The sequence below is a fragment of the Streptomyces sp. NPDC058157 genome (assembly GCF_042884105.1).
Classification (GTDB): domain Bacteria; phylum Actinomycetota; class Actinomycetes; order Streptomycetales; family Streptomycetaceae; genus Streptomyces.
The window spans coordinates 12,046-22,910 of the sequence record NZ_JBHVUQ010000053.1 but is presented as its reverse complement, the minus strand read 5'-3'; the positions used below and the strand labels follow the sequence as shown (position 1 = coordinate 22,910).

5 protein-coding genes and 1 tRNA gene are annotated in these 10,865 nt (G+C 72.0%); 2 read left to right on the top strand and 4 right to left on the bottom strand.

Features of this window, described 5'->3' with window-relative positions; translation table 11 throughout:
- Positions 1–315 precede the first annotated feature (315 nt).
- Entirely contained in the window at positions 316–3,528 is a 3,213-nt protein-coding gene (locus ACFVXK_RS16065) for a tetratricopeptide repeat protein (RefSeq protein WP_389612132.1), read from the top strand.
- Positions 3,529–3,738: 210 nt separating this feature from the next.
- Positions 3,739–4,155, top strand: a complete 417-nt coding sequence (locus ACFVXK_RS16060; RefSeq protein WP_389612131.1) for a hypothetical protein — start codon at positions 3,739–3,741, stop codon at positions 4,153–4,155.
- Between the two features lie 234 nt (positions 4,156–4,389).
- Here the strand turns inward: ACFVXK_RS16060 and ACFVXK_RS16055 are convergent.
- The 4 genes from ACFVXK_RS16055 to tmk all read right to left on the bottom strand — a co-directional run bounded on the left by ACFVXK_RS16055 (position 4,390) and on the right by tmk (position 10,848).
- A tRNA-Thr gene (locus ACFVXK_RS16055) sits at positions 4,390–4,466 on the bottom strand.
- A 114-nt stretch (positions 4,467–4,580) separates the two neighbouring features.
- On the bottom strand, positions 4,581–6,116 hold the full coding sequence (locus ACFVXK_RS16050; RefSeq protein ID WP_389612130.1) for an alpha/beta hydrolase: 1,536 nt from the start codon (positions 6,114–6,116) through the stop codon (positions 4,581–4,583).
- 141 nt (positions 6,117–6,257) lie between these two features.
- On the bottom strand, positions 6,258–7,469 hold the full coding sequence (locus ACFVXK_RS16045; protein ID WP_389612129.1) for a DNA polymerase III subunit delta': 1,212 nt from the start codon (positions 7,467–7,469) through the stop codon (positions 6,258–6,260).
- A gap of 109 nt (positions 7,470–7,578) precedes the next feature.
- Complete coding sequence (tmk, locus tag ACFVXK_RS16040; RefSeq protein WP_389612128.1) at positions 7,579–10,848, bottom strand: dTMP kinase; 3,270 nt, start codon at positions 10,846–10,848, stop codon at positions 7,579–7,581.
- Between the last annotated feature and the right edge of the window lie 17 nt (positions 10,849–10,865).

Below are 10,865 nucleotides of genomic sequence, written 5' to 3'. Positions count from 1 at the left end.
TCGGAGCCGCCTTCGAAATTCGAACCCGAAACATACTCACTACGAGTCGTCCGATTTTGATCCGACTCAAGGCGGACCACTCCAGATTCCCTGCCAACCGAGGCCACAACTGGGACTGAGGAGGCCCCGATTCCATGCACCTCTCGCCATCGCTCAGCCGATACTGAACCAACATGCGGAACACGTACGCTCCGTGCTGGAGAGCGAGACATCCAGCCGGCCTGCAGAGGGGAATGAGATGGGAGCACGCAGTCGGCCGTCGGGCAAGGAAAGGTTGACGGTCACCGCTCGCCACAGGAGTCGGCGGGTCCTGCGGTGACGGACTCCACTTTCCAGGCGATAGGGGCCGGATCCGTCGCCGCCCATCACATCGGGACAGCAGTCACAGGTCCGGTCAACGTTCTGACGGCCGAGTTGCTGAATTCTGCGCGCGATGTCCAGGCACCAGCCGGGCTCACCAACCTGCTGCCGCTCCCTCTGTGTTTCGGCCGTACCAGCGAGCTGGACTGGCTACGCGACACGCTCGGGCAGCCGACCACCGGAACTGCCGTCGTCCGAGGTCTCGGTGGCGTAGGCAAAAGCACCGTCGCGCTTGCATACGCCCATAGACACCGTGGCGACTACATCGTGACGTGGTGGATTTCCGCCGCATCGCCCGACCACATCGAGCAATCGTTGGCCGGCCTCGCTCTGCGGTTGATCCCCGTGTGGGCCGGCAGCGCGTCTACCGAAGATCGCGTCGCCTGGGCGATGTTGTGGCTGCAGTGGCATTCGGGGTGGCTGCTGATCTTCGACAATGTCGAGAATCCGGCCGATCTGCAGCCGTACGTCAGCACGTCCAACGGCCACGTCATCGCCACCAGCCGACGATCAGCCGGCTGGCCGACGTCCGTCGCATCGCTGGCACTCGACGTACTCGACCTGGCAGCAGCAAGTGATCTCCTCTGCAGCCAGGTGCTCGGCGCGACTTCACCGACCCACCGTCAGATACAGGAGACCCGAGCCCTGTCAGCCGACCTGGGGCAGCTTCCCATCGCCCTGATACAGGCCGGCGCCTACCTCGCGCAGAACCCGACGATCAGCATCGAACGTTACCGCCGAGGGCTGATGGGTGCGCTGGACAAGGCTCCCGAAGGTGTAGACCCAGAGCGCACCGTAGCCCGGATCTGGCGCCAGACGATCAGCACCCTCGCGGAGCGCAACCCCCTGGCAGTCCAGGTCCTGTCCACATTGGCGTGGCTGGCCCCCGAGGACATCCCCGTTGGACTACTGACCCCCCTCACCGACGACAGCGACGACCTTCATGAAGCCCTAGGGGTGCTAGCCGTCTACTGCATGGTCTCCCTCACTCAGGACTCGATAAGCATCCACCGCCTCGTCCAGACCACACTCCGGAACCAGACGCCCATCGGTGACAGTGCGCCAACCGGCAGGCCAGAGGCCGAACGGCTGCTGAGCGCTGCGGTCGCCCACCTGGGAGAACCGCCCGACTCTGGCCGGTCCCCCGCCTGGGATCGGCTGCTCCCGCACCTGGTCTCGCTTGCCGCCAGCACTCCTGGCGGACACGCTGACACCTTTCCCGCCGGACGGTACGCAAGCGCTGCGGCCTACCTCCAAGGCCTCGGTCACGACGCCCGCGCCATTCCGCTGCTCAAGGCGGCCCTCGCCCGCTTGGAAGCAATCGTCGGCGCCGAGCACGAACTCACTTTGAAGGTCCGTGCAAACCTGGCCAACGCATATTACGGAGCCGGGGACTTCGATCAGTCAATCGCAATCCTCGAACCGATGGTCGCGCAGTGCGCGCAGGTATTCGGCGGCTCACATCAAGGAACGCTGACCGTCGTCTCCAACCTTGCCAACTCCTACCGTGAATCCGGCGATCTGGCCCGTGCCGTGACACTCCACGCGGAAACCTTGGCCCTGCGTAGTAAAATACTTGGCAACGATCACCCCGACACTCTCGTCAGCGGCGATGAACTGGCACGCACCTACCATGCGTCCGGCGACTTGGATCGCGCTGTCTCTCTGTATGAGGCCACGCTCACGCAGTACCAGCGAATTCTAGGACCAACTCACCCTGCCACACTGTCCAGCCAGCACGGTCTGGCAGCTGTCTACCTCGATTCAGGCGACCTGTCCCGCGCCATTCCCATGTACACCGCCGTCTTCGCACAACGGCAGCAGGCGCTCGGCGACAGCGATCCCCAAACCATCACCAGCCGGAACAACCTTGCCTACGCCTATCTGACCGCCGGACGCCCTGACCAGGCAGCGCAGCACTTCAAGACGGCCCTGGCCCGGTGCGAGGAGGTCTACGGCGAGGCACACCCAGAGACCATTGCCGTCCGTGCGAACCTCGGCTGCGCCTACCGGGACGCCGGAGACTCCGCCCGTTCGCTCCCATTGCTGGAGACCGCGGCCGCGCAGAGCGCCCACCTCCTCGGCGATGCCCATCCCCATACCCTGACCGCCAGGAACGGGCTGGCGCGGGCATACCAGGCCGCCGGCCACGATGGCCAGGCGATCGCCCAGTACGACACCATCCTCAAGCACCGTGCCACGCTGCTCGGCGATACCCACCCCCACACCCTCGCCACCCGAAGCGGCCTCGCGAATGCATACCTCGCGGCGGGCGACCCGGATCGCGCCGTCCCGCTGTTCGAAACCGTCGTCGCCCAATGCGAGCAGGTCTTCGGCGAGTCCCACCCGGACACCCTGTCCAACTATATTGGCCTGGCCGACGCACTACGCCGGACGGACAATCCGGCACGGGCCGTTCCTCTCTCTGAGTCAACGCTGGAGCGGTGCGTCCGTTCACTCGGCGAAGACCACCCGCACACCATGGTGTGTCGAAGCAACCTGGCCCTCGCACACCTCACAGTTGGCGACGCTCCGCTCGCCGTCCAGCTCCTCGAAGCCGCCGTGCGCGACGCCGGCCTCATCTTCGGCGACACACACCCGCACACGGTCACCAGCCGGATCAACCTGGCCGCCGCTCATATGGAGTCCGACAACGCGGCACAGGCAGTCGCCGTCCTGGAAGGCGTTCGCGCCCAGCTGGAGGCCGCCCTCGGCCGCGTCCACCCGCAAACACTTCACTGCACCGCCATGCTGGCCCGCGCCCTCGGTGGGTCCGCCGGCCTCCCCCGGGCGATCGAACTGCTGGAACACAGCGTTGTGCTCGCAGAGAAGGAACTCGGTGTCACCCACCCGGACACGGTCAGGCAACGGCAGTACCTGGCTGAAATCTACCGGGCCAACGACCAACCCGACTTGGCTGTGCCGCTGTACGAAGCCAACCTCACTCACTGGCAGCAGACCCTCGGAGATCATCCCGACGTCCTGAACGGCCAACTCACCCTGGGGGACACTCACCAGGAAGCCGGCGCACACCAAGAGGCGATCGCTGTCTATCGCGCAGCCCTCGGCCGGATAGAACCCACCCTGGGCCCAGAGAACCCGCTCGTTGCACAGATCCGCGCAAGGATCGACGCGGCCGAATACGCCACTTCGCGGTCTGACCCTTAGTACTCCTTTGAAATTCTTTGTTCCCTGGGCAGCGGCCTGGCAGTCGGGAGCGTAGCCAGGCCGCGACAGCGGCAGGAGGGCTTTCGCTTGGCGCGCACGAAGTGCGGCCGACCAACGGTCCGTGAATACGGAATTGCTGCATGCGCGCCGGCTGGACAGCTTAGTCTGTTCCCCCGACGTCAGTCGATGACAGGATTTCAGGGGTGGGTTGTGAGTTCGGAGATCGTGCAGTTTCTGGAGCAGGCAGGGCCGTATCTGAGCGCCGCTCTGGGTGCCTACGGTGCGGGGGTAATGGCCAGAGCGGAGGACGCTGCGGTGGGAGCCACCGCGAACGCAGGGCGCACAATTTTGCACGCGGTCTGGCGGCGCCGGAGCCCGGCCGGACGGGCCGAGCTGGAGGCGGCGGTGCGTGAGGCGGCCGAGGAGCCGGAGGACGCCGATGCTGCAGCCGCGCTACGCCAGCAGATCAAGCGGACGCTAAGGGAGGATCCGCAGCTGCTTGCCGAACTGGCCGCTCAGCTTCCCCCTGCCTGTGCGGTCACGATCACCGCGTCCGGTGAACGGTCTATCGCCGCACAGACAATCGGCATGGCCGTCACCGGAGACAACGCAACGATCCGTCCGTGACCCCACCCCCATCTCGAACCCAGGGCCGGTCCCGACGGGAGCCGTCACACGGTCGGCACGATCCTGAACGAGCTGGGGGCGGACATGCCGACGATCATGGAGATCCTCCGACACGCCCAGATCAGCCAGACTCGGCGCCAAGTGAAGGAGCGATCCGACCTCTCACGCGGCACCACCACAAGGTCATCTGAACCACAGAACCCCAGCTCAGAAGGATCTGAGCTGGGGTTCTCATGGAGCCGCCTTCGGGATTCGAACCCGAGACCTACGCATTACGAGTGCGTTGCTCTGGCCAACTGAGCTAAGGCGGCACCGCTGGGAAGACAAGAATTCCCCCGGAGGGAGCCTCTCATCAGCAGCGTCGCCAAGTCTACAGGGTTCAACCCGGTGCCCCGAACCAGGGGCCGCCGTCGGGGGCCGAGGGGTCAGCAGCGCTTGTCGGCGGGTGGGGCCTGGCCTTCCAGGAGGTAGCGGTTGATCGCCGAGTCGATGCAGTCGCTGCCCCGCCCGTACGCCGTGTGGCCGTCGCCGTCGTAGGTGAGGAGGGTGCCCGAGTCGAGCTGGTCCGCCAGGGAGCGGGCCCACTTGTACGGGGTGGCCGGGTCGCGGGTCGTGCCGACCACCACGATGGGGGCCGCGCCGGGGGCCTTGAGGGGCTTGGCCGTGCCCGTGGCCTTCACCGGCCAGTACGTGCAGTTCAGCGAGGCCCAGGCCAGCCCCGCGCCGAAGACCGGTGAGGCCTTCTCGAAGGAGGGCAGGGCCTGGTCCACCGCCTCCGGGCCGCTGAAGGCGGGCGGCTGGTCGAGGCAGTTCACGGCGGCGTTCGCGAACATCAGGTTGGCGTACTTGCCGTCCGCCTCGCGCTCGTAGTAGCTGTCGGCGAGGGACAGCAGGCCGGCCCCGTCGCCGTTCATCGCGTCCGTGAGGGCCTGGCGCAGGTGCGGCCAGGCGCTCTCGTCGTACAGGGCCGCGATCACGCCCGTCGTCGCGAGGGACTCGCCCAGCGGGCGGCCCGGGTCGCCGGAGGGGACGGGCTGGGCGTCGAGCTTGCGGAAGAGGTCCTTCAGGCGGCTGCCCTGCTCCTCCGGCGTGCCCTGCCCCAGCGGGCAGTCGGCCTGCTTGGCGCAGTCCTTCGCGAAGGAGCGGAAGGCCGTCTCGAAGCCCGCCGTCTGGTCGCGGTTGAGTTCGAGCGCCGGGCGTGAGGGGTCCATCGCCCCGTCGAGGACCATCCGGCCCACCCGGCCCGGGAAGAGGTCCGCGTACGTCGCGCCGAGGAAGGTGCCGTAGGAGGCGCCGACGTAGTTCAGCTTCCCGTCGCCCAGGACCGCCCGGAGCAGGTCCATGTCGCGGGCGGCGTCCACGGTGGAGACGTGCGGCAGGATCCGCGCCGAGCGCTGCTCGCAGCCCGCCGCGAACTCCTTGAACGCCGCCACCAGCCGGGCCCGTTCCGCCTGGTCGTCCGGGGTCTGGTCCACCTGGGTGAACCGGTCCATCGCCGGGCCGTCCAGACATTCCACGGGACTGCTGCGGGCCACCCCGCGCGGGTCGAAGGAGACCATGTCGTAGCGGGCGCGGACGGGCGCCGGGTAGCCGATGCCCGCGTAGGCCTGGAGGTAGCCGATGCCGGAGCCGCCGGGGCCGCCGGGGTTGACCACCAGGGAGCCGAGCTTCTTGCCCGGGCCGGTGGCGGTGCGGCGGGCCACCGCGATGTCCACGTCCTGGCCGGCGCCCGGATGCGCGTAGTCCAGCGGTGCCTTCATCGTGGAGCACTGGAAGCCCTGGACACCGCAGTCGCGCCAGCCCAGCTTCTGCGTGTAGTACGGGCGCAGCCCGGCCGGGACCGCGGACGGCTCGGCCGACGCGGAGGCCACGCCCGGGCTGCCGGAGGTGCAGCCGGAGAGCAGCAGCCCGGCCGCTGCGAACACGGTCCCGGTGGTACGCAGCACTCGCCTGGTGTCCATGCGGCGAGCGTACGTCCTGCCGGGGGCGCTGTCCGTCGGCCGCCGCCCGCGCGGCGGCCCGCCGACCGGGCACGGACCGGCCATCCGGCGACCGGAACGGATTCCCCGCGCCCGGCCCGGAACCGCTCGTACGGGTGAAGGTCAGCCCGCGCGCAGGGCCATGGTCATGGCCTCCACCGCCAGCAGCGGGGCCACGTTCCGGTCGAGGGCCCCACGGCAGGCGATGATCGCCTCGATGCGCCGCAGGGTCCGCTCGGGGCCCGAGGCGCGGGCGATCCGGTCGAGATCGGGGCGGACGTCCTCGTTGGCGATGGCCAGGGCCGAGCCGAGCTGGAGGGCGAGGACGTCCCGGTAGAAGCCCGTCAGGTCGGTGAGGGCGAGGTCGAGGCTGTCGCGCTGGGTACGGGTGCGGCGGCGCTTCTGGCGGTCCTCGAGCTCCTTCATGACCCCGGCCGTCCCGCGCGGCAGCCGGCCGCCGGCGCCCGCTCCGGCGCCGAGCGCGGCCCTCAGCTCCTCGGTCTCCTTCGCGTCGACCTCCTCGGCGACCTGCTTGGCGTCCTCCGCGGCGGCGTCGACCAGCTCCTGGGCGGCCTTGAGGCAGCCGCCGACGTCGTCCACCCGCAGGGGGAGCTTGAGCACGGTGGCGCGGCGGCTGCGGGCGGCCTCGTCGGTGGCGAGCCGGCGGGCCCGGTCGATGTGGCCCTGGGTCGCGCGGGCGGCGGCCGCGGCGGCGGCGGGCTCGACGCCGTCCCGCCGGACCAGCAGCTCGGCCACCGCCGCCACGGACGGGGTGGTCAGCGTCAGGTGGCGGCAGCGGGAGCGGATGGTGGGCAGCACGTCCTCCAGGGAGGGCGCGCACAGCAGCCACACGGTGCGCGGGGCGGGCTCCTCCACGGCCTTGAGCAGGACGTTGCCCGCGCCCTCGGTGAGCCGGTCGGCGTCCTCCAGGACGATGACCTGCCAGCGGCCCACGGCCGGCGACAGCTGGGCGCGGCGGACCAGGTCGCGGGTCTCCTTCACACCGATCGACAGCAGGTCGGTGCGGACGATCTCCACGTCGGCGTGCGTCCCGGCCATGGTGGTGTGGCAGCCGTCGCAGAACCCGCAGCCCGGTTCGCCGCCGAGGGCGCGGTCGGGGCTGACGCACTGCAGGGCCGCCGCGAAGGCCCGGGCGGCGGTGGCCCGTCCGGAGCCGGGCGGGCCGGTGAACAGCCAGGCGTGGGTCATCTTGGAGCCGGGCGGGAGCGGCTCGCCCCCGGCGGCGGCCGTGACCAGGGCGTCGGCGTCGCGGGAGGCGGCGGCAAGCTGCGCGTGCACGCGCTCCTGTCCCACCAGGTCGTCCCACACGGGCATCCCGCCCACCGCCTTTCACCGTCCGTGGATGCTCCGCACCCGTCTGCTCACATTGTGGCGCGCGCCACCGACAACCCGACCGCGGCGGGAGGGGACCCCGCCCGCCGGGTCAGCGGCGGCGGCGCCGTCCGCCGCGGCCGTCGTCGTCGCCGCGCCCGTCCCCGCCGTCGGGGCGGGGGCCCAGCAGTTCGTCCGCCAGGGTCGGCAGGTCGTCCATCGGGGTGGCCTCGGCCCAGTCGGACGGGGCCCTGCGCGGCCGGCCGTCCTCGTCGAAGACGGGGAGCTCGCGGGTCACGTCGTTCGCGGAGTCCCGGAAGATGCCCGGCGGCACCCGGTCGGCCGGGGCCTCCTGGGTGTGCGGGGCCGTCGGACGCTCCGCCGGCCGGGTCCGCCCGCCCGGGGCGGCCGGGGACGGGCCGTCGGGCCGCACGGCGGGCAGGACGGCCGTCTCGTCCGACGGACGCGACGCGGACGCCGTCTCCGACGCCGACGCCGACCCCGACGCCGGGTCGATCTTGGGCACGGGGACGGTCTGCGTCACGTCGTCCGGCTGGACCACGCGCCGCACCACCGGCGTCTCGACCGTGACGGCCTCGTCCGCCGGGAGCGGGTCCTTGCGCATCCCGACCTTGGGCGCGGGCGCCTCGGCGGCCTTGGCCGAAGCGGCGGCCGCGGCGGCCGAGGCCTCCGCCAGCTTGCGCGCCTCCTCCGCCCGCAGCAGGGCCTCCTCGGCCCGCCGCTGCTTCTCCAGCCGGCGTTCCTCCGCCTCGGCCCGCAGCCGGGCCTCCTCCGCCTCCTGGAGCCGGATCCGCTCCCGCTCGGCGGCGAGGGCCCGCTCCTCGGCCTCGGCGCGCAGCCGCTCGGCCTCGGCCCGGGCCCGGGCCTCCGCCTCGGCCCTGCGCCGCTCCTCCTCGGCCCTGCGCCGCTCCTCCTCCGCCTTGCGGGCGGCCTCCTCCTGAGCCAGCCGACGGGCTTCCGCGGCCTCGCGCTCGGCCTTGAGCCGCGCCGCCTCGGCCTCCTGCTCCGCCTTGATCCGGGCCTCCTCGGCGAGGCGCTCGGCCGCGAGCCGGGCCTCCTCGGCCTCCTTGGCCAGGCGGGCCTCCTCCTCGGCCTTCAGCCGGGCCTCCTCCGCCTTGCGCGCGGCCTCCTCCTCGGCCTTGCGCCGGGCCTCCTCCTCGGCGAGCCGGCGCGCCTCCAGCTGCGCGGCCACCTCGGCCTCGGACAGCGGGAGCATCCGGTCCAGGCGGTGGCGCACGACGGTGGTGACGGAGCCGGGGTCCTGGCCGGCGTCGACCACCAGGTAGCGGCCGGGGTCGGCGGCGGCGAGCGTCAGGAACCCGGCCCGCACCCGCTGGTGGAACTCGGTCGGCTCGGACTCCAGCCGGTCGGGGGCCTCCGTGAACCGTTCCCGCGCGGTCTCCGGGGAGACGTCGAGCAGCACGGTCAGGTTCGGCACCAGGCCGTCGGTGGCCCAGCGGGAGATCCGGGCGATCTCGGTCGGGGACAGGTCGCGCCCGGCGCCCTGGTAGGCCACCGAGGAGTCGATGTAGCGGTCGGAGATCACCACCGCGCCCCGCTCCAGGGCGGGCCGGACCACGGTGTCCACGTGCTCCGCGCGGTCGGCGGCGTACAGCAGCGCCTCGGCGCGGTTGGACAGCCCGGCGGAGGAGATGTCCAGCAGGATCGAACGGAGCCGCTTGCCGACCGGGGTGGCGCCCGGCTCCCGGGTCACGACGACCTCGTGGCCCTTGCCCCGTATCCAGTCGGCCAGCGCCTCGACCTGGGTGGACTTGCCGGCGCCGTCGCCGCCCTCCAGGGCGATGAAGAACCCGGTCGCGGAAGGGGCCTGGACGGGCTCCCCGCCGCGCAGCGCCTCGCGCAGGTCGCGGCGCAGCGGTACGCCGCCGCGGTCGTCGGCCCGGGTGAGGACCACGACGGCGGCGGGCAGCAGCAGTGCGCCGACCAGCATCAGGGTGTAGGCGGCTCCGCCGTGGGCGAGGGTGATCCGGCCGGCCTCCAGCCGGTGCGGGCCGATCGCGGCGGCCAGCAGCGGGGCGGCCACCGCGCCGAGGGCCACGGCCACCCGGACCACGGCCTGAAGGTGCGCGGTGACCCGGGCGCGGCGGAACTCCTCGGTCTCCTGGTCGAGCAGGGTGTGGCCGGTGTTGGCGGCGACGCCGGCGGCGGTGCCCGCGAGCAGCGCCAGGAACAGTACGGTCGCCGTGTCCCGGACCAGACCGGTCAGCAGCAGCGCCAGCCCCGCGACGGCCATGGCCAGCGCGAGCAGCCGGCGCCGGGAGAGCCCGGGCAGCACCTTGCCGGCCTGGGTGGCCCGGATCCCGGCGGCGGTGCCGCCGACGAGGGCGAGCACCATCAGGGCGTACGAGGAGGGCCCGCCGCCCAGGTCGAAGGCGTGCAGCACGGCGACGGAGGCGGCTGCGGCGACGGCCGCGGCGACGGCCGCGCAGGCCAGCACGAGCAGCCGGATCGAGCCCGTACGGCCCTTCTCGGTCCGGTCGCCCGCGCGGGGGGCGCGCAGCCCCTCCAGCGGGGAGCGCGGCCTCGGGGTCTTCACGTCGGGCAGGGTCAGCGGGAGCAGCAGCGAGAGGGACGCGGCGAACAGGCCTGCGGCCACGTACGAGCCCAGCGCCGACCGGTTCACGGCGAACCAGTCCACGCCCAGGCCCAGCGCCCGCCCGACCAGCGTCGCGACGAGCAGGGCGGCGGCCGCGACGGGCATCGCCGCGAAGGCCGTGCGCAGGCTGAGGCGGCGCAGGGCGTCGAGGTGGTCCGGGAGCGGTCGGACCGTCGCCCCCTCCGGCGGCGGCGCGGGCAGCAGGCCGGGCGCGGCGCTTTCCTTGGCCAGGGTCCACACGCGCTCGGCGGCGCCCGAGACGAAGACGGTGGCCAGCAGGGCGACCGTGGCGTGCGCCGGGATCCAGTCGAGCCAGAGCGGGGCGACGACGAACAGCACGATCCGCAGCCCGTCGGCGCCGGCCATCGTCCAGCGGCGGTCCAGCTTGCCGCCGGGGGCGGTGAGCCGGGCCAGCGGGCCGAGCAGGACCGCCCCGAACAGGACGGTGGCGAGGACGCGCACCGCGAAGACGGCGGCGACGGCGAAGGCGGCGCCCCGGTAGCCGGTGCCGAAGAGGCCGCCGGTGGTGGACGTGACGGTCGCCTGGAGGGTCAGCAGGACGAGCACCAGCAGGGCGAGGGCGTCACCGATGCCGCTCACCAGCTGGGCGCTCCACAGCCGCCGCAGCCCGGGCGTGCGCAGCAGGGCGCGCACCGCTCGCTCGCGGGAGTCCGCGGCTAGGGCTTCGTCGTAGGCGGGGTTCTCGGAGGCGGTCACGACCGGTGGCTGCTCGGCTCGCGTCATCCGCCCAGCCTATCCGC

What these genes read in the sequence shown, in the direction of transcription:
- tmk (WP_389612128.1), bottom strand. Translation starts at nt 10,848, where the DNA reads ATGACGCGAGCCGAGCAGCCACCGGTCGTGACCGCCTCCGAGAACCCC.
- ACFVXK_RS16050 (WP_389612130.1), bottom strand. Translation starts at nt 6,116, where the DNA reads ATGGACACCAGGCGAGTGCTGCGTACCACCGGGACCGTGTTCGCAGCG.
- ACFVXK_RS16045 (WP_389612129.1), bottom strand. Translation starts at nt 7,469, where the DNA reads ATGCCCGTGTGGGACGACCTGGTGGGACAGGAGCGCGTGCACGCGCAG.